At 59.8% G+C, this 26,754-nt stretch carries 26 protein-coding genes; 11 read left to right on the forward strand and 15 right to left on the reverse strand.

The window, feature by feature from the left end:
- The first annotated feature begins 86 nt into the window (after positions 1–86).
- From KGB18_RS00335 to KGB18_RS00355, 5 genes are all read left to right on the forward strand, one after another.
- The gene (locus tag KGB18_RS00335; protein WP_052963553.1) at positions 87–371 is read left to right on the forward strand and encodes a hypothetical protein; all 285 of its coding nucleotides are present in this window, start codon (positions 87–89) and stop codon (positions 369–371) included.
- Positions 372–453: 82 nt separating this feature from the next.
- The gene (locus KGB18_RS00340) at positions 454–618 is read left to right on the forward strand and encodes a DUF1328 domain-containing protein (protein WP_003177151.1); all 165 of its coding nucleotides are present in this window, start codon (positions 454–456) and stop codon (positions 616–618) included.
- A 2-nt stretch (positions 619–620) separates the two neighbouring features.
- The gene (locus tag KGB18_RS00345) at positions 621–1,085 is read left to right on the forward strand and encodes an inhibitor of vertebrate lysozyme family protein (RefSeq protein WP_223569230.1); all 465 of its coding nucleotides are present in this window, start codon (positions 621–623) and stop codon (positions 1,083–1,085) included.
- Positions 1,086–1,771: 686 nt separating this feature from the next.
- Entirely contained in the window at positions 1,772–3,103 is a 1,332-nt protein-coding gene (gene gltP / locus KGB18_RS00350; RefSeq protein WP_052963551.1) for a glutamate/aspartate:proton symporter GltP, read from the forward strand.
- Between the two features lie 118 nt (positions 3,104–3,221).
- Entirely contained in the window at positions 3,222–4,451 is a 1,230-nt protein-coding gene (locus tag KGB18_RS00355) for a nucleoside recognition domain-containing protein (RefSeq protein ID WP_123720070.1), read from the forward strand.
- A gap of 55 nt (positions 4,452–4,506) precedes the next feature.
- Here KGB18_RS00355 and KGB18_RS00360 read toward each other — a convergent pair whose 3' ends face one another.
- The 9 genes from KGB18_RS00360 to KGB18_RS00400 all read right to left on the reverse strand — a co-directional run bounded on the left by KGB18_RS00360 (position 4,507) and on the right by KGB18_RS00400 (position 14,788).
- Positions 4,507–5,133 (reverse strand): ABC-type transport auxiliary lipoprotein family protein, encoded by a 627-nt coding sequence (locus KGB18_RS00360; protein WP_123720071.1) that lies wholly within the window; start codon positions 5,131–5,133, stop codon positions 4,507–4,509.
- Entirely contained in the window at positions 5,130–6,068 is a 939-nt protein-coding gene (locus KGB18_RS00365; RefSeq protein WP_123720072.1) for an MlaD family protein, read from the reverse strand. The genes KGB18_RS00360 and KGB18_RS00365 overlap by 4 nt, the downstream gene beginning before the upstream one ends.
- A 1-nt stretch (position 6,069) precedes the next feature.
- On the reverse strand, positions 6,070–6,873 hold the full coding sequence (locus KGB18_RS00370; protein WP_038980365.1) for an ABC transporter ATP-binding protein: 804 nt from the start codon (positions 6,871–6,873) through the stop codon (positions 6,070–6,072).
- Positions 6,870–8,018, reverse strand: coding sequence for an ABC transporter permease (locus KGB18_RS00375; RefSeq protein ID WP_123720073.1), 1,149 nt, complete (start codon positions 8,016–8,018; stop codon positions 6,870–6,872). The genes KGB18_RS00370 and KGB18_RS00375 overlap by 4 nt, the downstream gene beginning before the upstream one ends.
- 54 nt (positions 8,019–8,072) lie before the next feature.
- A complete protein-coding gene (locus KGB18_RS00380; protein ID WP_123720074.1) occupies positions 8,073–9,101 on the reverse strand; it encodes a DUF5924 family protein in 1,029 nt (342 codons plus the stop codon).
- Positions 9,102–9,320: 219 nt separating this feature from the next.
- Entirely contained in the window at positions 9,321–10,700 is a 1,380-nt protein-coding gene (locus tag KGB18_RS00385) for a M16 family metallopeptidase (protein ID WP_223569231.1), read from the reverse strand.
- A gap of 56 nt (positions 10,701–10,756) precedes the next feature.
- Positions 10,757–12,415, reverse strand: a complete 1,659-nt coding sequence (locus tag KGB18_RS00390; protein ID WP_123720076.1) for a Na/Pi cotransporter family protein — start codon at positions 12,413–12,415, stop codon at positions 10,757–10,759.
- 212 nt (positions 12,416–12,627) lie between these two features.
- On the reverse strand, positions 12,628–13,395 hold the full coding sequence (locus tag KGB18_RS00395; RefSeq protein WP_123720077.1) for a TerC family protein: 768 nt from the start codon (positions 13,393–13,395) through the stop codon (positions 12,628–12,630).
- A gap of 85 nt (positions 13,396–13,480) precedes the next feature.
- A complete protein-coding gene (locus KGB18_RS00400) occupies positions 13,481–14,788 on the reverse strand; it encodes a CitMHS family transporter (protein WP_123720078.1) in 1,308 nt (435 codons plus the stop codon).
- A gap of 320 nt (positions 14,789–15,108) precedes the next feature.
- On the opposite strand from KGB18_RS00400, the gene KGB18_RS00405 reads away from it, so the two are divergent.
- Positions 15,109–15,510, forward strand: a complete 402-nt coding sequence (locus KGB18_RS00405) for a GFA family protein (protein WP_201061054.1) — start codon at positions 15,109–15,111, stop codon at positions 15,508–15,510.
- On the opposite strand, the gene KGB18_RS00410 is transcribed toward KGB18_RS00405, so the two are convergent.
- On the reverse strand, positions 15,511–15,837 hold the full coding sequence (locus KGB18_RS00410) for a DOPA 4,5-dioxygenase family protein (RefSeq protein ID WP_123720080.1): 327 nt from the start codon (positions 15,835–15,837) through the stop codon (positions 15,511–15,513).
- A gap of 84 nt (positions 15,838–15,921) precedes the next feature.
- On the opposite strand from KGB18_RS00410, the gene KGB18_RS00415 reads away from it, so the two are divergent.
- Positions 15,922–16,587: an NAD(P)-dependent oxidoreductase gene (locus KGB18_RS00415; protein ID WP_223569232.1), complete on the forward strand. Its 666-nt coding sequence runs from the start codon at positions 15,922–15,924 to the stop codon at positions 16,585–16,587.
- A 66-nt stretch (positions 16,588–16,653) separates the two neighbouring features.
- Here the strand turns inward: KGB18_RS00415 and KGB18_RS00420 are convergent, their stop codons facing one another.
- Entirely contained in the window at positions 16,654–17,604 is a 951-nt protein-coding gene (locus KGB18_RS00420; protein WP_223569233.1) for a choline sulfate utilization transcriptional regulator, read from the reverse strand.
- Between the two features lie 114 nt (positions 17,605–17,718).
- Here KGB18_RS00420 and betC point away from each other — a divergent pair, with 114 nt between their 5' ends.
- The 3 genes from betC to KGB18_RS00435 all read left to right on the forward strand — a co-directional run bounded on the left by betC (position 17,719) and on the right by KGB18_RS00435 (position 21,841).
- Entirely contained in the window at positions 17,719–19,233 is a 1,515-nt protein-coding gene (gene betC / locus KGB18_RS00425) for a choline-sulfatase (protein WP_123720083.1), read from the forward strand.
- Between the two features lie 16 nt (positions 19,234–19,249).
- A complete protein-coding gene (gene choX / locus KGB18_RS00430) occupies positions 19,250–20,182 on the forward strand; it encodes a choline ABC transporter substrate-binding protein (RefSeq protein ID WP_123720084.1) in 933 nt (310 codons plus the stop codon).
- Between the two features lie 90 nt (positions 20,183–20,272).
- Complete coding sequence (locus KGB18_RS00435; protein WP_201061061.1) at positions 20,273–21,841, forward strand: SulP family inorganic anion transporter; 1,569 nt, start codon at positions 20,273–20,275, stop codon at positions 21,839–21,841.
- 79 nt (positions 21,842–21,920) lie between these two features.
- Here KGB18_RS00435 and aroE read toward each other — a convergent pair whose 3' ends face one another.
- Positions 21,921–22,742 (reverse strand): shikimate dehydrogenase, encoded by an 822-nt coding sequence (gene aroE, locus KGB18_RS00440; protein ID WP_052963533.1) that lies wholly within the window; start codon positions 22,740–22,742, stop codon positions 21,921–21,923.
- An 81-nt stretch (positions 22,743–22,823) separates the two neighbouring features.
- Entirely contained in the window at positions 22,824–23,738 is a 915-nt protein-coding gene (gene hemF / locus KGB18_RS00445; protein WP_123720087.1) for an oxygen-dependent coproporphyrinogen oxidase, read from the reverse strand.
- Between the two features lie 174 nt (positions 23,739–23,912).
- On the opposite strand from hemF, the gene KGB18_RS00450 reads away from it, so the two are divergent.
- Positions 23,913–24,890 carry an NADPH:quinone reductase gene (locus tag KGB18_RS00450; RefSeq protein WP_223569234.1) on the forward strand — a complete coding sequence of 326 codons (978 nt, stop codon included), beginning with the start codon at positions 23,913–23,915 and terminating at the stop codon, positions 24,888–24,890.
- Positions 24,891–25,028: 138 nt separating this feature from the next.
- Here KGB18_RS00450 and KGB18_RS00455 read toward each other — a convergent pair whose 3' ends face one another.
- Complete coding sequence (locus tag KGB18_RS00455; protein ID WP_030127850.1) at positions 25,029–25,586, reverse strand: L-threonylcarbamoyladenylate synthase; 558 nt, start codon at positions 25,584–25,586, stop codon at positions 25,029–25,031.
- A gap of 54 nt (positions 25,587–25,640) precedes the next feature.
- A complete protein-coding gene (dprA, locus tag KGB18_RS00460) occupies positions 25,641–26,747 on the reverse strand; it encodes a DNA-processing protein DprA (RefSeq protein ID WP_223569235.1) in 1,107 nt (368 codons plus the stop codon).
- Between the last annotated feature and the right edge of the window lie 7 nt (positions 26,748–26,754).

The raw sequence follows: 26,754 nt of genomic DNA on the forward strand, positions 1-26,754 counted from the left end.
CAGGCTGCAAGAGTCTGGGTGACAAGGGCATTTAATGAACCAGCGCCCGCCAAAGATCACTACCCCAGCGTGGGAGGAACTTCAGGATGAATCGCCAAGGTGCCGCCCAATTGCGTATCTCGCCATTGCTCGTCCAGCAAGGCTTGTTTGTCCTGCTGGCGCTATTGATCACCTTGATTGGCGGCCAACAGTACTTGCGTTGGGAACAGAGCCAGCAGCCAGAGACGCCGCACCTGTCGATTCCACACACTCCTCAAACCCACTTCAGCGCCGTCAGCAGCAGCCTGGCTGACAGCGACTCGATGCGAATGATGGACGTCGACCAGGCCCAGCCTGTGGATGAGACGCCTCAGGAACGTTGGGTGTTTTAGGTAAACGAACTTGGCGCGCTCGACGCGCCGGGAAAAGCACCAAAAGCAACACCTTTAAACAGAACGCGTAAGGAGAATCACCATGTTGAGTTGGGCAATCACATTCTTGATCATTGCCATCATCGCTGCAGTACTGGGCTTCGGTGGTATCGCGGGCACCGCCACGGGTATCGCCAAGATTCTCTTTGTCGTATTCCTGGTGATGTTCATTGCTTCCTTCTTCTTTGGCCGCCGCGGTCGAGGCTGACCATGGGCATTTCGTTAAAGACAGTGGCCGCCGCCCTGCTTCTGGGCGGCAGTGCCATGGCAATGGCGGCCAATGATGGCCAGATGCGGGTCAATGAATTGCTCACTGCAGACCCGCAGTACCGTGAAACCTGGCAAGGCGTTGTGAAGAAAGAAGAACGCCTGCCGGAATGGGTGATGAACCTGTCCGGCGATGCCGAGCAAATGAATGCTGTTGAAGAGGATGGCGACGAGTATCTGGTCGGGCCGCTCTGCGAAACCCGGCAGACGTGTCTGAACAACCGCTTGATCGTGGCATTCAGCTTCGACAAGAAGGATGCCTACGCCATGCTCGTCGAAGTGCCAGCAGGCCTGCCGGCCGACAAGTCGCCCACACGACATGCCGACTACCGCTTCCTGGGAAAACCGGACGAAGGCATGCAGAAGTTGTTGATGGAGCAACTGAAGAAAGATCCGAACTGGTACTGAGTTTCGAAACACGAAAGAGGCCCCAGCGCTTCTTTCCACTGCGCTACCCGAGGACGGTAGACGCATGATCAAGGGGTCGGGACGTTCTGACTGTTTCAGGGTCGGAGTGACCTACGGGTACAGGGAGTACCTGCGCAAGGGCCGGGTCAGGTAAAGCTGCGACGCAAGTTCGCCGGGGCCCTGAGCGACTCGACGGACTTGCGGAGGGCTTCAACGTGCAAAACGTTGATCTAGAGCACTCAGCTCATCTGTTCTTGCTGCATATTCCCCGCAAAACCGTTTCGCGGTGTTTCTTCGTGACCGTATATCGAGAAAGCTCCGACTTTCTCGAGACGATAATTCACAGCCAAACGTAGGCCTTTTCCTAAATTTCCGCCTATTTAAAAAACATCGACCTGCGCTGAAATGGCCGGCTCACGGCACTTATGCCCGCCTGAATGTCGTATTCAAACCGGGTGGGACGCGGGTTTCAGTTAGAAAATCTCATGCCGATTCGGCATAGGGTAGGCGTTTACGGCATTAGACGGCGCTTCCCGGCATCGGAATAGTTGCGCCTTTTTCACTGCCTGAGAGCTGTAAATGCTCGCTCGCGGGGACCTTATACGGGGGCCGATGCAAGACTTGTTCGCCATTGAGCGTTTCAGTTCATGCATCAGCCTGAGTCAAACGCAAGTAAGGGTAAAGATATGAAGAAGGCAAAGCTTAGCCTCGCCTGGCAGATCCTCATCGGTCTGGTTCTGGGGATAGCAATTGGTGCACTGCTCAACCATTTCAGTGCCGAAAAGGCCTGGTGGATCAGCAACGTCCTGCAACCGGCAGGCGATATCTTTATCCGTCTGATCAAGATGATCGTGATCCCGATCGTGATTTCCTCGCTAGTTGTCGGCATTGCTGGCGTGGGCGACGCGAAGAAACTCGGTCGCATCGGTCTGAAGACCATCATTTACTTCGAAATCGTCACCACCATCGCCATTCTGGTCGGTCTGGTGTTGGCCAACGTGGTCCATCCGGGCACCGGCATCGACATGAGCACCCTGGGTACGGTGGATATTTCCAAGTACCAGGCCACTGCCGCCGAGGTTCAGCATGAACATGCGTTCATCCAGACCATCCTCAACCTGATCCCGTCGAACATCTTCGCGGCCATGGCCCGCGGCGAAATGCTGCCGATCATCTTCTTCTCCGTGTTGTTCGGTCTCGGTCTGTCGAGCCTGCAATCGGACCTGCGCGAGCCGCTGGTGAAGATGTTCCAGGGCGTATCGGAAAGCATGTTCAAGGTCACCCACATGATCATGAACTACGCCCCGATCGGCGTGTTCGCATTGATCGCCGTGACCGTGGCCAACTTCGGCTTCGCCTCTCTGCTGCCGCTGGCTAAACTGGTCGTTCTGGTTTACTTCGCCATCGCCTTCTTCGCCTTCGTGGTGCTGGGCCTGATCGCTCGCCTGTTCGGCTTCTCGGTGATCAAGCTGATGCGCATCTTCAAGGATGAGCTGGTCCTGGCCTACTCCACTGCCAGTTCCGAAACCGTGTTGCCGCGCGTGATCGAGAAGATGGAAGCCTACGGCGCGCCGAAAGCCATTTGCAGTTTTGTGGTACCGACCGGCTACTCGTTCAACCTTGACGGTTCGACCCTGTACCAAAGTATCGCGGCAATCTTCATTGCCCAGCTCTACGGCATCGACCTGTCGATCAGCCAACAGTTGCTGCTGGTGCTGACACTGATGGTCACCTCCAAAGGCATCGCCGGCGTACCGGGTGTGTCCTTCGTGGTGCTGCTGGCCACTTTGGGCAGCGTTGGTATTCCGCTGGAAGGCCTGGCGTTCATCGCCGGTGTCGACCGCATCATGGACATGGCCCGTACTGCGCTGAACGTGATCGGTAATGCCTTGGCCGTGCTGGTCATCGCACGCTGGGAAGGTATGTACGACGACGCCAAGGGCGAGCGCTACTGGAACTCCCTGCCGCACTGGCGCAGCAAGGAAAAATTGCCGGTTGGCGAAATTTCCAGCAACTGACGCAAAAACCCACATTGGTCTTTTGCTAGCAGTACTAAACAAACCCCGGAGAAATCCGGGGTTTGTCGTTTCTGACTACCCCGCTATCATTCGCCGCATCTTCCGGGGGATTTGACTGATGCTTAATGGGCTGTGGCTTGGCTTCTTCATCGTGGCGGCCGTATCGGCGCTGGCGCAGTGGCTGATCGGCGGTAACGCCGGGATCTTTGCGGCGATGGTGGAGAGCATTTTCGCCATGGCCAAATTGTCGGTCGAGGTCATGGTCCTGCTGTTCGGCACCCTCACCCTCTGGCTGGGTTTTCTGCGGATCGCCGAAAAGGCCGGGATCGTCGAATGGCTGGCCAAGGCGCTGGGCCCGCTATTCCTGCGCCTGATGCCGGAAGTGCCACCCGGGCATCCGGCCATCGGTCTGATCACACTCAACTTCGCCGCCAATGGCCTGGGCCTGGACAACGCCGCCACGCCGATCGGCCTCAAAGCCATGAAGGCACTGCAAGAGATCAACCCCAGCGACACCATCGCCAGCAACGCGCAGATCCTCTTCCTGGTGCTCAACGCCTCGTCCCTGACCCTGCTGCCAGTGACGATCTTCATGTACCGCGCCCAGCAAGGCGCGCCCGATCCGACCCTGGTGTTCCTGCCGATTCTGCTCGCGACCAGTTGTTCGACCCTGGTCGGTCTGTTGTCGGTTGCGTTCATGCAGCGTCTGCGCCTGTGGGACCCGGTGGTGCTTGCTTACCTCATACCCGGTGCCTTGGCCCTCGGCGCCTTCATGGCGCTGCTGGCGACGCTCTCGGCGACCGCTCTGGCGAGCCTGTCATCGATCCTCGGCAACCTGACGCTGTTCGGGCTGATCATGCTGTTTCTGGTGATCGGCGCATTACGCAAAGTGAAGGTCTACGAGGCGTTCATCGAAGGCGCCAAAGAAGGCTTCGAGGTGGCCAAGAACCTGCTGCCGTATCTGGTGGCGATGCTCTGTGCCGTGGGCGTGCTGCGAGCATCCGGGGCGCTGGATTTCGGTCTGGACGGGATTCGGCATCTGGTGGAGTGGGCCGGTTGGGACACGCGCTTCGTCGATGCGCTGCCGACGGCCATGGTCAAACCCTTCTCCGGCAGCGCCGCACGGGCAATGCTGATCGAAACCATGAAGACCTCCGGAGTCGACAGCTTCCCGGCACTGGTGGCGGCGACGGTCCAGGGCAGTACCGAAACGACCTTCTATGTGTTGGCGGTGTACTTCGGCGCGGTGGGCATTCAGCGTGCGCGGCATGCGGTGGGGTGTGCGTTGCTGGCAGAGTTGGCGGGGGTGCTTGGTGCAATCGGGGTTTGCTACTGGTTCTTCGGCTGACCGAAAAACCTGTGGGAGCGGGCTTGCCCGCTCCCACAGGGGTTCAGCGGTGGCTTCAAGGCCTCAGCGGCGGCGCAACTTTCTGACCTTGCTCCACCGTCCAGGCCACCACCTGTGCCGTCAATTGGTCGCTGGCCTGGCCAAAACCGGTCACCACCGCCGGCACCTTCACATCGCTCAACGGCTGACGCACTTCAAAGCGCCGGCTGGCGAGGATTCGCTGGTCATACCCACGCACCAACAACGCATCCAGGCGCACGACCACGCTCGCCGCCGTGCCCTGATACTCAGTCTGGAACGCTTGCAGGTTGCCGCCCAGTTCCAGGTCTGCCTGGAAATTACTGTCATCGGTGCTGAGCAACGGCACCCGACCGTCACGCTGGAAACCATCGAGCAGACGATTGCGCAACAGCACCGGTGCCGGATCGCTCCAGCGTGAAGCCTTGTAGCTGCTGATCAGATCACCCTGAGGTATCACCGCGATTTTTGGGTTGTTCAAGGCTTCGCTGGTCTGCGGCTTGGCCAGTCGTAACGACCATCGCTGTGGCGTGGCGCGTTGGGCCGACGCGTCGCTCTGTGCCGACGGCAGTCGATAGACATCGGACGGCTCGGTCTTGGGGAAAATCGAACAGGAAGCGACCAACGCAAAACCGGCGAGGAGGGCGAGATGAGCCAGCTTCATGGCGTGAACTCCTTGTTTTTATCATTGCCTAGCAGATAACCGCTGGGGTTGGCCTCAAGTCGCTGGGAAATGGTTCGCAGCGAACTCAAGGTATCGCGCAGCTCACGCACCGCCGGTGCCAGGCCATTGAGGCCCTGCATACCGTTGTTAAGGGAGTCCTGATTGGCGGAGAGCAACGTGTTGATGGTCGCGCTGCTTTGTTCCAGGGACTTCATCGCTTGCTCGGCACTGCCGAACATCTGCTTGCCCTGATCGTTGAGCAAGCCGTTGGCGTTGCGCATCAACGCGGTGGTCTGTTCCAGGGTGGCGCTGGCCTGCTTGCCAACCGAAGCCAGTTGCTGCATCGCCTGACGAATATCGCCGCGCTGATCGGCGATGGTGCCGGTAGTTTGCTCCAGGTGCTCAAGGGTGTTGCTGATACGCGTGACGTTCTCCGAGGAGAACAACTGGTTGGCGTTGTGCATCAACACGTTCACGCCCGCCATCAGATCGTTGCTGTCGTTCAGCAGCCGGGCGATGGGCGAGGGCGATGCAATGATTGTCGGCAAATCACCGTCCTTGCCCTTGAGGGTCGGACTTTGTGGCGTGCCACCGCTGAGCTGGATGATCGAAGTTCCGGTGATCCCGGTCAGCGCCAGCTTGGCCTGAGTGTCTTCCTTAATCGGAGTGTCTCCGCCCAGGCGAATCCGCGCCAACACCCGGCGCGGATCATTCGGGTCCAGGCGCAGCATCACCACGTCGCCGACCTTGATCCCGCTGTACTGCACGGCGCTGCCCTTGGACAGGCCACTGACCGCCTCGTTGAAGACGATTTCGTAATCCTTGAATTCGGTATCGACGCTGGACTTGGCCAGCCACAAACCGAAGAGCAGGGCGCCTGCCACCACTATGACGGTGAACAGGCCGATCAATACGTGATGGGCTCGGGTTTCCATGTCAGACCTCGTTGAGCTGGTTAGCGGCTGTCAGGGCCGCGCGGCCGCGAGGGCCATGGAAGTATTCGTGAATCCACGCATCATCGGTTTCCGACACCTTGTCGATGGCGTCCGCTACCAGCACTTTCTTCTGCGCCAGCACCGCCACCCGGTCGGTGATGGTGTAGAGCGTGTCGAGATCGTGGGTCACCAGAAACACACTCAAGCCCAAGGCATCGCGCAGGGTCAGGATCAGCTGATCGAAACCCGCGGCGCCAATCGGGTCTAGACCGGCGGTGGGTTCGTCGAGAAACAGGATGTCCGGGTCCAGGGCCAAGGCACGGGCCAGGGCCGCGCGCTTGATCATGCCGCCGGACAGCGAAGCAGGGTATTTGTCCGCCGCCGACAACGGCAGCCCGGCCAACGCCAGTTTCACTGCCGCCAGGTGCTCGGCGTCGGCACGGCTCAGGCCGGCGTGTTCAATCAAGGGCAGGGCGACGTTCTCGGTCACGGTGAGCGAAGAGAACAAGGCACCTTTCTGGAACAACACACCGAACCGCCGTTCGACCAGCGAGCGCTCGTGTTCCGACAGGCTCGGCAAGTTCTTGCCGAAGACCTTCACCAGCCCTTCGCTGGGCTGACGCAAACCGACGATGCTACGCAACAGCACCGATTTGCCACTGCCGGAACCGCCGACCACCGCCAGAATCTCACCCTTGTACAAGTCCAGGTCGAGGTTCTCGTGCACACTCTGCCGGCCGAAGCGATTGCACAGCCCACGGACTTCAATCACCGCCTCTGAAGGCGCTCTGGGTAAACGACTCACCAGTCCATCTCCATGAAAAACAACGCAGCCACGGCGTCGAGCACGATCACCACGAAAATCGACTGCACCACACTGGACGTGGTGTGCGCGCCAACGGACTCGGCGCTGCCGCTGACCTTGAAGCCCTCGAGGCAGCCGATGGCGGCAATCAGAAACGCAAAAATCGGCGCTTTGACGATCCCCACCAGAAAGTGCTGAACGCCGATGTCCGATTGCAGCAGTGACAGGAACATCGCCGGCGAGATATCCAGCGACAGCGCGCAGACCACGCCACCGCCGACAATCCCTGACACCATCGCCAGAAAGGTCAACATCGGCAGCGCCACCAGCAACGCAAGGACGCGGGGTACTACCAGCAACTCCATCGGGTCGAGGCCGAGGGTGCGAATCGCGTCGATTTCTTCGTTGGCCTTCATCGAACCGATCTGCGCGGTGAACGCACTGGCGGTGCGGCCCGCCATCAGGATCGCCGTGAGCAACACACCGAACTCCCGCAGAAAAGAGAACGCCACCAGATCCACGGTAAAAATGCTCGCGCCAAAACTCGCCAGCACCGTCGCCCCGAGAAACGCCACCACAGCGCCCACCAGAAAGGTCAGCAGGGCGACGATGGGCGCGGCGTCGAGGCCGGTTTGTTCGATGTGAGCGACCATCGGCGTGAGACGCCAGCGCCTGGGCCGAAACAACCCGCGAGCGATGGTTTCCAGGATCAGGCCGACGAAACCCAACAGTTGCAGCGTGTCCTGCCAGACCGCGTCGACCGCGCGGCCGATGCGGGTCAGCAGTTGAATGCCGACGCTGATTTCCGGTTCTTTGATCGGCACGCAGAAATCGGTCAGCGAGCAGTACACCGTCTGCAACAAGGCGCGATCCGCGGAAGAAAGGGTGCAATCGGGGTGTTCGGCAGATTTGCCCAGACGCTCGGCCCCCAGCAACTCCACCAGCAATGACGCACCCGCCGTATCGAGCGCGCCAAGGCCATTGAGATCGATGTGGGTGTTGTTGTCGTATTGGCCACGGAGCTTTTCGCTCAGGCGGCTGAGATCGGCGTAATGGGCGAGCGTCCAGTCACCTGTGACCCGCAACAGGGCAGGGCTGTGCGAGGTGTCCAGTCGGGCACTGCCGGGCATTGTGCTGCTAGTCATAAGCTCCGTGCTTGTTCGGCTATTACGCAGATCTGACTAATAGCACGAACCGCGTTACTTTTCTTTGATGGGTGTGCTGTCCATGACTTTGAAGCGCAGCACGCCAATCAACTGACCGTCCTCAGTCAGCACCCGGACCTGCCATTTGCCTGCGGGGTTGCCGGGGAAGTTCTGCTTGTGGGTCCAGGCGCGGTAGCCTTCCTTGCGCCCCCCGTTGATGTCCAGCGGGATACGGTCGACTTCTTTACCGTTGAACATCCAGACGTGATAAATCCGCTCGGCCAGACCCCGCGGGGCATTGATCGCGGTGTACGCGTACAGCCCACCGCCGCGAATCTGCTCGGCGCTGACTTCTTCCAGGCTCTTGCCGGGGGTTCGGTCCTGCATTTGGGTGCTGATCGCCACTTCGGTCATCCACAGGGTCGCCGGCGGCACCCAGGAGCGCAGCACCCAGCCGGCGGCGCCGATGCCGACGGTGATGCTGAGGATCGCCAACGCATTGCGCACGGTGCGAATCGGGAAGATCGAGGCCAGGCTCGGGAACGACAGCAACATGGCAATGCCCAGCGCCAGCTTGAAGCTCTGGGCGGTGGTCAGGTGCAGGATGACGGGCAGGGCGGTCAGCAGGGCCGCGAACAGGGTCAGGGTGTGCAGCGCCAGGAACGCCCAGCGGCGCGGTGCCAGCCATTTGTAGTAGAGCGGGTCGATGATCGAAATCAGCGCCGCCATGCTCAGTAATCCAGTGAAGAACAACTGGCCGCTGTTCCAGGTAGTGGTGATTAAAAAGAACGGCAGGACGAAGAACAGGCTTTCCTGATGGATCATCTGCGTCGCATAACGCAGCAGTGGCTGGGGTATTTCGCGCTTGAAGACCCTGGCGAACAGCTTGGTGAGGCTGTTTTCCAGCATCAGCCAGACCCAGCTGACCAGCATGATGGTGGTGATCCACGTCGCCAGACCCTGTTGGCGATCCACCAGCATGAAGCTGCCGACCCCTGAAATGAAACCGCCAAGCGCAATGACCCCGGGATAGCGCTTCATCAATTCGAGGATGCGCTGTACGTACAGGGTCAGATTCGGCATTCGGCGATTCACAATAGTCGTGGGAAAAATCCTCGACAGGGTACCGCCCGAGGGGTCCTTGTGGCGAGGGGGCTTGCCCCCGTTCGGCTGCGCAGCAGTCGCAAAAATTGGTGGATGCGATGTGCCGGATATACCGGGGGTACTGTCTTTCAGGGCCGCTTCGCAGCCCAACGGGGGCAAGCCCCCTCGCCACACAAAAAACCTATTGCCACAGGGAAATCATTGCTTTCTGCGGTGAACGCGCCAACCCAATATTCCAAGCACCATCAGTCCAAATCCCCCGACAATCGCCCACATCACCTGGTCATAACTCATCAGCGGTTTCTCGATCCGCAGATACCCCGGCTGCAGCAGCAACTCACGCATCGCCTTGTTCGCCTCGGCCAGTGTCACGTCTTGCAGTGCCTTGGCCGGGTTGACGAAATGGCCGTCCTCGTAGTCGCCGAGGGCGCTCCAGTAATAGTCCGCCAAGGCGCTATTGCCTTGCACGGCCCAAGTCTGGCGAGCGATGGCGGCTTGCTTGAGACGGGCGAAGGTGGCGGCGTCGAGGCCGTTCTTGAGCAGATCGGCTTTAAGCTCATCCAGCACCTGTTCCGCTGCCAGCACATCGTCGCGATCAAGGTCGGCGTTCAGGCTCATGAAGCCCACCCCGCCAAATACCTCGCGCTCGGCCGAGGGCCCGTAAGACAACCCATGGGCCAGGCGCAATTGGCGATAGAGCGCCCAGTCCAGATAGTCCTTGAGCAGGTCGAAGGTTTCGTCATGCTGGTCTTCCAGCACCGGTTCCGGCACCAGCCAATGCAATTTGGCACCGCCGCCGACGAAACCGTTACTCAAATTGCGCTCGTGGGCCGCGCTGGCCTGAATGTCTGGCAGCGGCAGGTGAGCGCTAGGCTCAACCGCTTCGAGCGCACCATAGGCCCGTTCCAGATAGGCCGGCAGCAAGCGGTCGAGGTCACCAACCACGATCAGGGTCATGTTGTTGGGCGCGTACCAGTCCTTGCGCACCTTCTCCAACTGCTCACGGGTCAGGTGATCGACTTGCGCGCGCTCGGGGCATTTGAGGCCCAGCTCCACCGCCAACTGATTACTCGCGGTGTGCCCCAGATCCTGCCGATCCAGCCAGCGTTGCAGGTGCGAGTAATGACCACCGTCTTCGCGCTCGACCACTTGCTTGGCGACGTTGATCGCTTTGTCGTCGATACGGGTCTGGGTCAGCAGCGCCAACAACAGGTCGAGGACCTTGCGCTGGTTTTTCGCCGGGGCTTCGATGACGAAAGTCGTGTCGGCATTGCTGGTGTAGGCATTCCACTCACCGCCCAGGGCCTGCATGCGCTCTTCCAGACCGCCTTCGCCGGTGGCGTCGATGCCGCTGAACAGCAAGTGTTCGAGCAGATGCGGCAGCTCTTTGTCGGCACAGCTGAAATCATCCAGGCCCACGCCAACCACCAACCGGATCGCCACATGCCCGCGCTCGGTGCCCGGTTTGAGGACCAATTGCAGACCGTTGCGCAAGGTGTAGCCCTCGACCTGAAAGCGATCCAGGGCAAATGAAGGCAGTGAGCCAAGCAGCAGACAAGCGAACAGCAGACAACGCATAACGAGTTTCCGTACGACCAGCGTAAGTTCAACAGACTTCAGGCAACTGTGGACGTTCAGGGTGAATGAGTGATGTCAGTCAAATCGTCGACCGCCAGAGCGCCGGTGTCCGAAGTGCCCAACACCGCATAGGCACTGCTGCAGAACAGCGAATTCAAGCGTCTCATGTCAGCAATCAGTTCCAGATGCAGCGAACTGGTCTCGATACTTTGCACGATCTTACGGTTTAAACGGCTGACATGAGCGTGGGCCAGGCGGCGTTCCTGTGCGCGAAAGCGACGTTTCTCACGCAGTAACTGACGAGCACTTTCCGGGTCGGCACTAAGGAACACTGACAACCCCAGACGCAGGTTGGCAATCAGCTGACTGTGCAGCCCCGCCAACTCCTCCAGCCCGACCTCGGAAAAAGACCGGCGTTGCGAGGTTTTCTGCTGCTGAACCTTGCGCAGCATGCGCTCGATCAGGTCGCTGGAGAGTTTCAGGTTGATCGCCAGCTCGATGGTTTCCGCCCAGCGCCGACTGTCCTGCTCGCTGAGGTCTTCGCGGGGCATTTGTGCCAGATAGAGTTTGATGGCGCTGTAGAGCGCTTCAACATCATCGGTCAGGCGACGAATTTCCTGGGTGACGGCGGTCTGTTTGCCGCGCAACACGTCGAGCATGGCTTCGAGCATGCTGTCGACCAGATCGCCGATTCGCAGGGTTTCCCGGGCAGCGTTGGCCAGCGCCAGACTCGGGGTGACCAAGGCGGTCGGGTCAAGATGCCGCGGTTTGGCCGTGCCATTGATGTCCGGCCGCTCTGGCAGCAACCATGCACAGAGCTTGGCCATCGGCCCGACGCTGGGCAACAGGATCAGGCAACGCACGGTGTTGTAGAGCAGGTGGAAGCCGATGACCATTTCCTGAGGGCTGAAGTCGAGGCTGTCGATCCAGTGCACCAGCGGGTCGAGCACCGGAATGATCAGCAGCAGGCCGATCAGTTTGTACAACAGGCTGCCAAGCGCCACCTGACGGCCGGCCGCGTTCTGCATGCTGGTGCTGAGGAAAGCAAGAATGCCGCTGCCGATGTTGGCGCCGATCACCAGGCCGATGGCCACGGGCAGACTGATCACGCTGGCACCGGCAAGGGTCGCGGTCAGCAGGACGGCAGCCAGGCTGGAGTAGGAAACCATCGCGAACAGCGCGCCGACCAAGGCATCGAGCAAGATATCGCCGGTCAGGGAGGCGAAGATGACCTTCACCCCTTGCGCCTGAGTGATCGGCGCGGCGGCCTCGACGATCAGTTGCAGCGCCAGAATGATCAGCCCCAGGCCAATACTGACCCGGCCCATCTGCCCGACCCGGGTCTGCTTGCGCGACAGAAAGAAAATCACCCCGAGGAAAATCAGCAGCGGCGACAACCACGACAAGTCGAGGGTCAGTACCCGCGCCATCAGCGCGGTACCGACATCGGCGCCGAGCATGGTCGCCAGCGCCGGCGTCAGCGCCATCAGGCCCTGACCGACAAACGAGGTCACGAGCATGGCGGTGGCATTGCTGCTCTGAACCATGGCGGTCACCATGATCCCGGCGACAAACGCCAGCCAGCGCCTGGACATGTTATGGGCGATCACGTGGCGCAAGTTGGAGCCATAAACCCGCAGGATGCCGGTGCGGACGATGTGCGTGCCCCAGATCAAAAGGGTCACGGCTGATAACAAATTGAGCAGGGTGAGCATGCAGGCCCCCTGTGGTGGTAGCGCCCCAGTGGGGCAAGTCAACGGTGCCGCGCGTTTTTCTACGTTCTGTACATAAGCTGTAGTTGGCTAACGGTCTGGACGCCAGCATCGCATAGCTAAAGAGGCGATTGAAACAAAACTGTCATGAAAACAGTTTGCTCAGAGATGACAAAGGGGCCAGAAGGCCCCTTTGTCATAGCAGGGTATTCGGGTTACTGCCCCGGAACATCCTTGCGCAGTTTTACCGGATCCTGCTGTTTGCGCTTTCTCGCCATGGCGGTGCGCAACTTGATGTTGATCGCTTCCACCGCCAACGAGAACGCCATCGCGAAGTAGACGTAGCCTTTTGGCAAGTGCACGTCGAGCGATTCGGCAATCAGCACGGTACCCACCAGCAACAGGAACGACAGCGCCAGCATCTTCAGCGACGGGTGCTTGTCGATGAACTCGCTGATGGTGCCAGAAGCCCACATCATCACTAGCACTGCAACGACAATCGCCGCGACCATGACCGGTACGTGGGACACCATGCCAACGGCAGTGATGACCGAGTCCAGCGAGAACACGATGTCGATGATCGCAATCTGGATGATGGTGTACAGGAAATTGCCGCCCTTGCCCGAAGGCTCGTCGCCGGCTTCATCTTCACCTTCCAGCGCGTGGTACATCTCTTGCGAGCTTTTCCACAGCAGGAACAAACCACCGAAGAACAGGATCAGGTCACGCCCGGAAATACCCTGGCCGAACACTTCGAACAGGTCGGCGGTGAGGCGCATGACCCAGGTGATCGACAGCAGCAACAGGATCCGCGTGATCATGGCCAGCGCCAGGCCGAAAATCCGGGTGCGCGCCTGCATGTGCTTGGGCATGCGGCTGACCAGGATCGAGATCATGATGATGTTGTCGATGCCCAGGACGATCTCCAGGGCAGTCAGGGTGAAGAAGGCAACCCAGATTTCAGGGTTGGTCAGCCATTCCATGTGTATTCCTTTGAGGATGTGTTAAACCACGAAGGGCCCGGGCTTCATTACAGCAAGCCTGGACCCGTCATGGTGAGTCTTGAGCTTATAGAGTGCTGAACAGCGGAAAAATCCCCATCAGCAATGCAGCGACCAGTATGCACAGGCAAACCAGCACTGCCCACTTCAAGGTGAACCGCTGATGGTCACCGAACTCGATACCGGCCAGGGCCACCAACAGATAGGTCGATGGTACCAGCGGGCTCAGCAAGTGGACGGGCTGACCGACGATCGAGGCACGTGCCATTTCCACCGCGGTTATACCGTAATGACTGGCGGCTTCGGCAAGTACCGGTAACACGCCGTAATAAAAAGCATCGTTCGACATGAAGAACGTGAACGGCATGCTCACCAGCGCGGTGATCACGGCCAGGTACGGGCCGAGGAAATCGGGGATGACCGCCAGCAGGCTTTTCGACATGGCATCGACCATACCGGTGCCCGACAGGATACCGGTGAAGATACCTGCGGCAAAGATCAACCCGACCACCGCCAGCACGCTACCGGCGTGGGCCGCGACGCGATCCTTCTGCTGTTGCAGGCATGGGTAGTTGACGATCATCGCGATACTGAACGCCACCATGAACAGCACCGGCAGCGGCAACAGGCCGGCGATCAGCGTACCCATGAGCGTCAAAGTCAGCGCGCCGTTGAACCAGATCAGCTTTGGACGACGGGCATCCGGGAACTGCGAAACGCTGATTTCGCTGTGATCGACTTCATCACCGACCAGGTGCAGTTCACCCAGACGCGCACGCTCGCGTTTACCGTAGAAGTAGGCAATCGCCAGAATCGCCACCACGCCGGCCAGCATCGCCGGAATCATTGGCACAAAGATGTCGGACGGGTCGACATGCAGCGCACTGGCCGCACGAGCCGTCGGGCCACCCCAAGGGGTCATGTTCATCACGCCACCGGCGAGGATGATCAGACCGGCCATGATCCGCGGGCTCATGCCGATGCGGCTGTAGAGCGGCAGCATGGCGGCCACGCAGATCATATAAGTGGTCGCGCCGTCACCATCAAGGGAAACGACGAGCGCCAGTACGGCGGTTCCGACCGAAACTTTCAACGGGTCGCCCTTGACCAGTTTGAGGATCTTGCGCACGGCCGGGTCGAACAGGCCGGAGTCGATCATCAGGGCGAAGTAGAGAATGGCGAACATCAGCATCACGCCGGTCGGCGCGAGTTTAGTGATGCCTTCGAGCATCATCGGACCGATCTTCGGCGAGAAGCCGCCGAACAGGGCAAAGATGATCGGGATGATGATCAGAGCGATCAGCGCGGACAGGCGCTTGGTCATGATCAGGAACATGAACGTGATGACCATGGCGAAGCCAAGGAAAGTCAGCATAGGAGTACTCCAGGCGTAGCGCGGCTAGGGAATGGCGAACCGGAGGGGGTCAGCGCAGAACGGGAAGCACGAGACGTACGGGCGGAGTGACAGCGAAGAGGCGGGTAGTAGCGGACATCAGAATCACCATTGTTGTTGTTTAATGGACCGGGCGGGCGATAAAACACTCGCATTGGCCAACCGGTCTGTTGCCGGCAGTGTGGGCGATCCTAATCGGGGAAGCTTTCAGCCAGCTTTCGCGAGTGAAAGCATTGACCGAATGTACAACCGGTCGTCGGCCCGGTTGACAGTCCGTAAACACGGGGTCAGGAGCAAAAGACATGGGCGAACTTCACACCGGCGGCTGCCACTGCGGACAAATGCGCTATCAATTCAGCGGGCCATTGCACGACATCGCTCACTGCCATTGCTCGATTTGCCGACGGGTCAGCGGTGGAATCGTGACCACCTGGATCACCGTGCCGGCCTCAGCATTTAAATGGATGGCGGCTACGCCATCCCGGTACGAGTCTTCGTCTACTTGCGTGCGATATTTCTGCCCAAACTGTGGGGCGCAACTGGCACTGGTGACGAAGTTCAGCCCCGAGAGCATCGACGTGACCATCGCCACCCTCGACCATCCCGAGCAGGCGCCGGCCGAGCGGCATATCTGGACCGACAGTCGTTTGCCGTGGCTGCATCTCGACGAGCACTTGCCCGGCGAGGCCCAAGAACAACTCTGATCAGAAAACAGACAGGTTCAACGGCCGGATCGCGCCCATCCAGATCGCGTGCTCGGTGTGGTCGAGCAGATCGTCGCCTGTGTCCGGGTGCAGGAATATCACTAATCCCTTACGGTTGAGCGCCAGCCACGGCAACACCGCGCCGAGGTGTTGCGGCTCGAAAGCCAACTGGCAGCTCCAGTCCGGGTGCGGGCCAACCGGGCGTTCGTGCATGCGCCCCATCTTCAGTGGAAACAATTGCGCTGCCTGCTCACACAAAGCCCGTGCCTGTGGCAGGGTGCTGGCATCGAAATAGACGTGGGCGTGGTAACCCTTGATCGTTTGCATCTGACTCCCTCTGAAACCTTGTCGAACCCTCGCCGCTTCCCGCAGGTCACACACCATATACGCTGAATAGTAGGGAGCACGGCCATGAAAAATGCCGAAACCCCGGTGGTAAAGGTAGTGCTTTATGGTGCCATGAGTAGCCTGGGCAGTGCGCTGATGGCTGAAATGCTGCGGCGCCAGCATGAAGTGATCGCGATTCTCGATGACCTGAACGCGCTCGCGCCGCGCCCGGGTTTACGCACCAAGGCCGGTGACCTGTTCGATGCCAAGCGGGTCAAGCAGAGCGTGGCCGGCTGTTCGGCGGTGATCTGCCTGCTCGATGCGCCAGGGTTGCCGATGAACAGTGAACACATCGAAAAATCCATCGTGCCCGGCCCGGTGGAGGAGGTGCTAGCGGTGGATGCACTGATTGACGGCATGCAGGCCGCAGGCATTTCCCGGCTGTTTGTGGTGGGCGATTTCGAGGTGCTGGACGACCCGGAAATAGAAGACCCGTTACAACGCCACGCCGCCGAAGAAATCCGCGAAGCTCTGCAAAGCAGCTCGTTGCACTGGACCTTGGTGAATGCACCACGCCGCGTGCCCGGGCTGACCATCGAGCATTTCAGTCACATCAGCAGTAGCCTGGAACCAGGCCTGGCCTCAGCGCTGGAACGGCTGAACAGGGTAGCCGTAGGGATTGCCGATGAGCTGCATCTGAACCTGCATGTTGGTGAGCATGTGAGTTTTGTTGGGACTTCGGAATCATAAAAGATCGCAGCCTTCGGCAGCGCCCACAGGCGCGTAGGAGCTGCCGAAGGCTGCGATCTTTTCGCTTTACACCGCAATCGAAGGCAAAGGAAGGCCATTGAGCGATTGCGCACTGCTGGCCTGTTCCGCCATCAACCAATCCACAAACAGCTGAATCAACGCCCCGCGCCGTTTGCGCTGGGGCAGAACCACGTAATAGCCCAGCCGGGAAATCACCGTGTCGGCAATCGGTCGACACAACAGACCTTGCGCCAACAAGTTATCCACAAGGTGCCGCCATCCGATCGCGACGCCTTGGCCACCAATCGCCGCCTGAATCAGCAAGGTGTAATTGTCGAAGCGCAGTTGCCCCGGCGCTGGGGCCGAGGTGATTCCCAACTCGCGAAACACGCCGCTCCAGTCGAACCAGTTGCTGCTGTTTTCGCCTCGCAGGTGCAGCAGCGGAAACTCCAGCAATGCATGAGCCGGCAAGGGCAGGGGACGGTCCTTCAATAGCAGCGGGCTGCATACCGGAAACACCTCTTCGCTGAACAGCCAGTGGCTCTCGCCCTGCTTGAACCGGCCATCGCCGAACAGCACCGCCACATCGATATCGGTACGCAGCATGTTGTGGCTGCGTTCGCTGGTGACCAGGCTGACGTCCACTTGAGGGTTGGCGGTATGGAAGCGGTGCAGACGCGGCATAAGCCAGTACGCAGCGAAGGCAAAGTCGGTGGCCACCTGCAACACTTCGTGCTGTTGTTGTGCGCTGATCGCGCTCAATCCTGCATCGATATTCTGCAAACCGAGCTGAACTTGCTCAAACAGAATAGTCCCGGCCTCAGTCAGTTCAATACCGCGATAGATACGGTCGAACAACCGGGTCGCGAGCTGTTCTTCCAACCGCTTGATCTGCTGGCTGATGGCCGGTTGCGTGGTGCCGAGTTCCACCGCGGCGGCGGTGAAGCTGCGTTGCCGGGCCGCGGCTTCAAAAGCACGCAGCAGGTCCAGGGACAAATCACCGAGGGCGTCATACATAAGCTGGGCTTATCCTAGTCATTGCCTGGCATGGGCTTTACCACAAAGATTATGGACTCCATGCTCGATCACAGCACTCTCGCATAAATATCCACTATGGAATGCCGCGATCACATGAAGCGCAAAAATATTCTTTTCATCATGGCCGATCAAATGGCCGCGCCAATGTTGCCGTTCTACGGCCCTTCGCCTATCAAACTGCCGAACCTCAGCCGCCTCGCCGCCGAAGGCGTGGTGTTCGACGCCGCTTATTGCAATAGCCCCCTTTGCGCGCCGTCGCGTTTCACCCTGGTTAGCGGTCAGTTGCCGAGCAAGATCGGCGCCTACGACAACGCGGCCGATTTCCCCGCCGACGTTCCAACCTATGCCCATTACCTGCGTCGCCTCGGCTACCGCACCGCGCTGTCGGGCAAGATGCACTTCTGCGGCCCGGACCAGTTGCACGGCTATGAAGAACGCCTGACCAGCGACATTTATCCGGCCGATTACGGTTGGTCGGTGAACTGGGATGAGCCGGACGTACGCCCAACCTGGTACCACAACATGTCGTCGGTGCTGCAAGCCGGGCCGTGTGTACGCACCAATCAGCTGGATTTCGACGAGGAGGTGGTGTTCAAGGCTCAGCAATATTTGTTCGACCACATCCGCGAGGATGGCGATCAGCCGTTCTGCCTGACCGTGTCGATGACTCACCCACACGATCCGTACACGATTCCCAAAGCTTTCTGGGATATGTACGACGATGCCGACATCCCTTTGCCCGAAACGCCGGCACAGGATCAACTTGATCCTCATTCCCAGCGTTTACTTAAGGTCTATGACCTTTGGGACAAGCCGCTGCCTGTGGATAAGATTCGCGACGCGCGCCGTGCATATTTCGGTGCGTGCAGCTATATCGACAGCAACGTCGGCAAACTTCTGCAAACACTCGAGGAAACAGGGCTGATCGATGACACCATCATCGTATTCTCCGGTGACCACGGCGACATGCTCGGCGAGCGCGGCCTCTGGTACAAAATGCACTGGTACGAAATGGCTGCCCGGGTACCGCTGCTGATCAGTGCACCAGGGCAATTCGGGGCTGGGCGAGTCAGCGCGGCGGTGTCCACTGCCGACCTGCTACCGACCTTTGTCGAACTGGCCGGTGGCTCGCTGGAACCGGGTCTGCCGCTGGATGGCCGCTCGCTGGTTTCGCATCTGCAAGGGCAGGGCGGTCACGATGAAGTTTTCGGTGAGTACATGGCTGAAGGCACCATCAGCCCGCTGATGATGATTCGCCGTGGCGCCTACAAATTCATCTACAGCGACGACGACCCTTGCCTACTCTTCGATGTACATAACGATCCGAAGGAACAGGAAGAACTCAGCCAATCGCCGCAACATTGGCAGCTTTTCGAGGATTTTCTCGCCGAAGCGCGGGCCAAATGGAATATCCCGGCGATCCACCAACAGGTGCTTGCCAGTCAGCGACGCCGGCGTTTCGTCGCCGGCGCCCTGACCATCGGCAAACTGAAGAGCTGGGATCACCAGCCTCTGGTGGACGCCAGTCAGCAGTACATGCGCAACCACATCGACCTCGACGATCTGGAGCGTAAAGCACGTTATCCACAACCCTGCCAAAACCAATAATGTTAAGGGGAAGTCCATGCAAAGGTTATCCACAGTACTGACGGTCGGGCTTCTGGCTCTGGGCAGTGCCTCGGCCTATGCCGAGCAAAGCTGCGAGACGGTGAAAATGGCCGATCCTGGCTGGAGCGACATTGCTGCAACCAACGCCATCACCGGGTTTCTGCTGGACGGCATGGGCTACAAGGCCAAGGTCGACACGCTGGCAGTACCGATCACCTTTGGCGGTCTGAAGGATGGCCAGGTGGACGTATTCCTCGGTAACTGGATGCCGGCGCAGCAAGGCTTCTACGACAAGTTCGTGGCTAATGGCGACGTTACTCAACTGGCGAAGAACCTCGACGGCACCGAGTTCACACTGGCGGTCCCGGATTACGTTTGGAACGCGGGTGTGCATAACTTTAATGACCTGAACAAGTACGCCGAACTACACCCAAAAGAAGTCGACAAGAAGATCTATGGCATCGGCTCCGGCGCCCCGGCGAACATTTCGCTGCAAGAGATCATCAAGAAGAACGACTTCGACATGGGTCAGTGGAAGCTGGTCGAATCCAGTGAGCAGGCGATGCTGGCCGAAGTGTCTCGCGCGGTGAAGAAACAGAAATTCGTGACCTTCCTCGGCTGGACGCCCCACCCGATGAATGTGCAGCTGAAAATGCATTACCTGAAAGGCGGCGAGAAGTACTTCGGCGACACCGGCAGCGTTTATACACTGACCCGCAAAGGTTATGCACAGGCCTGCCCGAACGTCGGCAAGCTGCTCACCAACCTGAGTTTTACCCAGGAAATGGAGAACAGCATCATGGCCGAGGTGGTAAACAAAAAGGTCAGTAATGCCGAGGCGGCCAAGGCGTGGATCAAGGCCAACCCGGCGGTGCTGGATAAGTGGCTGGACGGTGTGAAGACCGTGGACGGCAAAGATGCGTTGCCGGTCGTGAAAGCCAAGCTTTAACTGCTACCACTTGATCGTTCCCACGCAGAGCGTGGGAACGATCAGCGTCGGTCCTGATACTCTTTCGTAAAATCCCGCCCGAGAGGACCCATGGCCTTCCCCAGCCGCCATTCACTCTTTCCCTTCCTGACCTGGTTGCCCCGGCAAACCCGTGCCAGCGTCGGTCGTGACCTGATTGTCGGCCTGAGCGGTGCGATTCTCGCGTTGCCACAATCCATTGCCTACGCCCTGATCGCCGGTCTCCCACCGGAATACGGGTTGTACGCCGCCATCATCCCGGTACTGATCGCCTGCCTCTGGGGTTCATCGTGGCATTTGATCTGCGGTCCTACGGCGGCCATTTCCATCGTCCTGTACGCCAGCGTCAGTCCTCTGGCCGTCCCCGCGTCGCAAGACTACGTCACGCTGATCCTGCTTCTGACACTCCTTGCGGGCATTTTCCAGTGGCTGCTGGGTTTGCTGCGTTTCGGCGCCCTGGTGAATTTCGTCTCTCACTCGGTGGTGCTGGGCTTCACACTTGGCGCAGCGGTGGTAATTGCAATTGGGCAACTGCCGAACTTGCTGGGGCTGGATGTGCCCAACCAGGCCACGGCGCTGAACAGCCTGGTGCTGCTGTTCAGTCATCTCAGTGAGGTGGACAAACCCTCGCTGGTACTGGGCCTGGCCACGGTGGTGATAGGCATCGTGCTAAAACTGCTGGTGCCGCGCTGGCCGACGCTGTTGATCGCTCTGGCCTTGAGCGGGTTGCTGGTATGGCTGTGGCCAGCGATGTTCGGTCATGTGCAGTTGGTCAGCGCCTTTGTCGGGCGACTGCCACCCTTCAGCCCGTTGCCGCTGGATCTGGACCTGGTGTTGCGCCTGCTGCCTAGCGCGGTGGCGGTCGGGATGCTCGGGCTGGTGACGAGCCTGTCGATTGCCCGCTCCTTGTCGGCGCGCTCGCAGCAGTTGCTCGACGCCAATCAAGAAGTCCGCGCCCAGGGTTTCTCGAACATAGTCGGTGCGTTTTTTTCCGGGTCGCTGTCAGCCGGTTCCTTCACCCGCTCGGCCCTGAGCTATGACGCCGGTGCCTGCTCACCGTTGGCGGGCGTTTTTTCAGCAGTATGGGTGGCGTTGTTCGCTATCTTCGGTGCGGTATTGATCGCCCACATTCCGATCCCGGCCATGGCCGGCAGTATTTTGTTGATCGCCTGGGGATTGGTCGACCATCGCGGCATTCGCGCCTTGTTGCGGGTCAGCCGTGCCGAGTTTCTGGTCATGGCGCTGACCTGTGTCGCGACGCTGTTGCTGGAGTTGCAAACGGCGATCTACGCCGGCGTGCTGGCCTCGCTGTTCTTCTACCTCAAACGCACCTCGCAACCACGGGTTCAGCATTGGCGTGAGGGCGACGAAGACATTCTGCGAGTCGGCGGTTCAATCTTTTTCGGCGCCAGCCATTACCTGCAAGTGCGCCTGCAACGGATGCACGGCGCGCGGGTAGTGATCGAGGCGCAGCAGATCAACTTCATCGACTATTCGGGCGTGGAAATGCTGCACCAGGAAGCGCGACGGCTGCTGCGCCAGGATCGCAGCCTGACCCTGCGGCGGGCACGGCCGCAGGTGGTGGAGGAATTGAGAAAGCTCGAAGGCGCGGAGAAATGCCCGATTCGCTTCGAAGATTGAAAAGATCGCAGCCTTCGGCAGCTCCTACAGGGGTACGAAAATACGCGTAGGAGCTGCCGAAGGCTGCGATCTTTTGATCTTAAAGCGCCAATTGCCGGCGGAGTTCGGCCAGCACCGGCGCCGTATCCGGCCGCACACCGCGCCAAAGATAGAAAGCTTCCGCCGCCTGCTCGGCCAGCATTCCCAAGCCATCCATCGCCACTGCCGCGCCGTGCTCGCTGGCCCAGCGGCAGAACGAGGTCGGCTCCTTGCCGTACATCATGTCGTAGCAAACCGTCTTGCCCGGCTCGATCAAACTGCTGGCAATCGGCGGTACATCGCCTGACAGACTGGCGGACGTAGCGTTGATAATCAGGTCCACCGGCTCCCGCAACCAATCGAAGCCACTGGCCGACACCGGCCCCAGATCCGCGAACAATTCCGCCAGCAATTCGGCTTTTTCCACCGTGCGGTTGGCGATGATCACCGACGCCGGTTGCTCCGCCAGCAGCGGCTCCAACGCACCACGCACCGCACCGCCGGCCCCGAGCAGCAGGATGCGTTTGCCCGCAAGGCTGAATCCGGCGTTGACCGTCAGATCCCGTACCAGCCCGGCGCCATCGGTGTTGTCACCCAGCAAACTGCCATCGGCCAGTTTGCTCAGGGTATTCACCGCGCCGGCCCGCTGCGCTCGCTTGGTCAAGCTGTTCGCCAAACGATAGGCGTCTTCCTTGAACGGCACCGTCACATTCGCCCCACGCCCTTCGCGGAAAAATGCCTGGGCACAGCCGGAAAAATCATCGAGGGGCGCCAGCAAAGTGCTGTAGTCCAGTTTTTGCCCCGTCTGCTCGGCGAACAAACGGTGAATCAGCGGCGACTTGCTGTGGCCAATCGGGTTACCGAATACGACGTAACGATCCATCTACATTCCTCAACCGTAGGAGCTGCCGAAGGCTGCGATCTTGACTGCAGCCCCGACGATGCAAAAACTCAAACCCTGGAATCAGGCCTTGGCCAACCAATCGCGGTCTTGCAGGAAGTACTCGGTCAGGCGCGCTTCTTCACTGCCCGGCTCGGCTTTCCAGTCGTAGGCCCAGCGTACTTGCGGTGGCAGAGACATCAGGATCGATTCGGTACGTCCGCCCGATTGCAGGCCGAACAGCGTGCCACGGTCATAGACCAGGTTGAACTCGACGTAACGACCACGGCGAAACTCCTGGAATTCACGCTGTTTGGCCGTGAACGCATCACTCTTGCGGCGCTGCACGATCGGCAGGTAAGCGTCGATAAACGCATCGCCGATGGCGCGCATGAAGGCGAAGCTGGTATCGAAGTCCCACTCGTTCAAGTCATCGAAAAACAAACCGCCGATGCCACGCGGCTCGTGGCGATGCTTGATGTGGAAGTAACTGTCGCACCAGGCTTTGTAGCGCGGATAGACGTCCGGGCCGAACGGCGCGCAGGCCTGTTCGGCGACGCGGTGCCAGTGCACGCAGTCTTCTTCATTACCGTAATAAGGGGTCAGGTCGAAGCCGCCACCGAACCACCAGACCGGCTCTTCACCTTCTTTTTCGGCGATAAAAAAGCGTACGTTGGCGTGGGATGTCGGTACATGGGGGTTGTGCGGGTGAATCACCAAAGACACGCCCAAGGCTTCGAAACCTCGGCCGGCCAGTTCTGGCCGATGAGCGCTGGCGGAGGGTGGGAGTCCGCTGCCAAAGACGTGGGAAAAGTTAACGCCGCCCTTTTCGATGACCGCGCCGTTTTCAATCACCCGGGTGCGACCACCACCGCCGGCAGGCCGGGTCCAGGCGTCTTCGACGAAGCGCGCGCCGCCGTCTTCAGCTTCCAGGGCAGCGCAAATGCGGTCTTGCAGGTCGAGCAGGTAGGCTTTTACGGCCTCGGTGCGGGTAGTCATGGCATCACCTTGAATCGGGCAAAGCTACGCGGCGCTCATACAGGCCGGCGGCAAATTGCTGCGTAGGATAACACTGCACCTTGTGCCGTCGCAGTTGACGAAGGTCAAGCTTTAAGAGTCCGATAGGGCGCTTGGCGCTACAACTCTAGAAGCTAATACTTAAGGAAAGTGCAGATGGCAAAGCGTATCCAGTTCCGCGCCCATGGCGGCCCCGAAGTACTCGAGCATGTCGATTACCAGCCCGCCGAACCCGGCCCGCTGCAGGTGCGCGTGACCAACAAGGCCATCGGCCTGAACTTCATTGACACCTATTACCGCGGCGGCCTCTATGCGCCACCCGCCTTGCCGTCGGGCCTGGGGGCTGAAGGCGCGGGTGTGGTCGAAGCAGTCGGCAGCGAAGTCACCCGCTTCAAGATCGGCGATCGCGTGGCGTACGGCAGCGGCCCATTGGGCGCTTATAGCGACGTTCATGTATTGCCGGAAGCTAATCTGGTGCATCTGCCGGACGCCATCAGCTTCGAACAGGCCGCCGGCGTGATGCTCAAAGGCCTGACCGTGCAGTACTTGCTGCGTCAGACGTATGAACTCAAGGGTGGCGAAACCATTCTGTTCCACGCAGCAGCCGGAGGGGTCGGTTCCCTGGCCTGCCAATGGGCCAAGGCCTTGGACGTGAAGCTGATTGGCACGGTTAGCTCACCAGAGAAAGCCGCACTGGCGAAAGCCAATGGTGCCTGGGCGACCATCGATTACAGCCATGAAAACGTCGCGCAACGCGTGCTGGAACTGACTGACGGTAAAAAAGTGCCGGTGGTGTACGACGGTGTCGGCAAAGATACCTGGCTGACGTCGCTCGACAGCGTCGCGCCTCGGGGGCTGGTGGTGAGTTTCGGTAATGCTTCAGGCGCTGTAGATGGAGTGAACCTGGGGATTCTCGCGGGGAAGGGTTCGCTGTACGTGACCCGGCCGACCCTGGCGACCTACGCCAACAACGCTGAAAACCTGCAAAACATGGCCGATGAGCTGTTCGAGATGATCATCAGCGGCAAGTTGAAGGTGGACATCAGCCAGCGCTATCCATTGGCTGAAGCGGCCAAAGCGCAGACCGAATTGTCGGCACGGCGCACGACGGGCTCGACTGTTTTGTTGCCTTGACACCAGACTGTGGCGAGGGGGCTTGCCACCGTTGGACTGCGCAGCAGTCCCCAACCTGAAGATGCGGTCTGTCAGTTAGAACGCATCGCTCATTGGCGGGCGCTTCGCACCCGAACGGGGGCAAGCCCCCTCGCCACATTAATCCGGGCGCACAACGTGGCCGGTGGCCAGATCGCGAATCACGCTCGGATTCTTCCGCCCACCCAGATTGCCGCCCAGCACCCAATCAACCTGCCCACGGAAATACTGCTCCACGCGAAGCCGCGTCCGCGCCGCCGGCCGTCCCTGAGGGTTGGCCGAGGTTGAAACCAACGGCCCGACCAACGCACACAAATCCCGCACCAGTGGGTGATCGCTAACCCGCAACGCCACCGTTTCATGCACACCGGTAATCCACTGCGGCAACATATTCTGATGCGGCACCAGCCAGGTGTTGGGGCCCGGCCAAGTGCTGGCCATGCGGTCCATCCACAATTCAGGGAAGTCTTCGAAGAGGAAATCGAACTGGCGAATATTGTCAGCCACCAGAATCAGACCCTTATCCACAGACCGTCCCTTGATCAGCAGCAGACGATCCACCGCCTCCTCGTCCCACGGGTCGCAACCCAATCCCCAGACAGCTTCGGTTGGATAGGCAATGACCGCCCCAGCGCGAATTTCTCGTGCGGCTTGTTGCACACGCCAACTGTTGACCATGAACGACTCTCCGGAATAAGGCTCTGCGCAGTTTACCGATCTTCCTTGTAAAACCTAGCGTCCCCGCGCAAGCCAGCGGCCGCTTTCACAGACCGCACGGCCGTCCATTTCCAGTTCCGTCAGCGCTGCCAATACTTTCGACAACGCCCAGCCGCTGGTGATCGCCAGGGCTTCGCTGGTATGGGGCGCCGCGTGGAGCAATATGAGCAGCGGATGAGTCTCTGTTGTCTGCGGGGGTTCTGTGGATAACGGCAGCCGTTGCCAGCCGCGCAAGGCTTCGAGGATGTGCTCGATGGTTTCCACCAGCACCGCACCGTCGCGGATCAGCTGATGACAACCCTTTGCACCAGGGTGATGGATCGACCCTGGAATCGCATACACCTCACGCCCCTGTTCCGCCGCCAGCCTCGCGGTGATCAACGAACCACTGGCAACACTCGCCTCGACCACGAGCACGCCGAGGGACAAACCGCTGATGATTCGATTGCGCCGGGGGAAATTGCTGGGGGAAGGGCCGGCGTCCAGCGGGAACTCCGAAAGTACCGCGCTTCCCGAAGCGATCATGGCGTCCGCCAGCCTTCGATTGCGCTGTGGATAAAAATTTTCCAGCCCCGTGCCAAGTACGCCAACCGTTTGCCCGCCAACGTCCAGAGCCGCCTGATGCGCGGCGGCATCAATGCCCAGGGCCAGACCGCTGGTGATGACAAAACCGGCGCCGGCCAGACTGCGGGAAAACGCGGTGGCAGTGTCCATTCCCGGTCGCGAAGCACGACGGCTGCCGACCATCGCCAGCTGTGGTTTTTCCAGAATTCCCGGATCGCCCGCGACGAATAACAGCGGCGGCGCATCACTGATTTGCGCCAGCAATGCGGGGTAGTCCGGTTGGTCCCACATCAGTAAATGCTGGCCCGGGCGCTCTAACCAGGCCAATGCGTGACTGGCGCCGTCACGAATTTCACTGGAGCGCCGACCCTCCGCACAAGCGAGTGGCAGGCCCAACGCACGCCAGGCACTAGCCGGTGCGCTGATGGCTTTGGAGGCAGAGCCGAAGGCCTCAAGCAATTTCTTGAAACGTGCAGGGCCGAGTTCCGGCAAACGGTGCAGGCGTAAACGGGCTTCCAGTTCCGCAGGGGAAACGGACGTACAGGCAGACAGCGACATGGATCAT

The organism is Pseudomonas sp. BF-R-26 (assembly GCF_019947395.1).
Classification (GTDB): Bacteria; Pseudomonadota; Gammaproteobacteria; order Pseudomonadales; family Pseudomonadaceae; genus Aquipseudomonas; species Aquipseudomonas farris.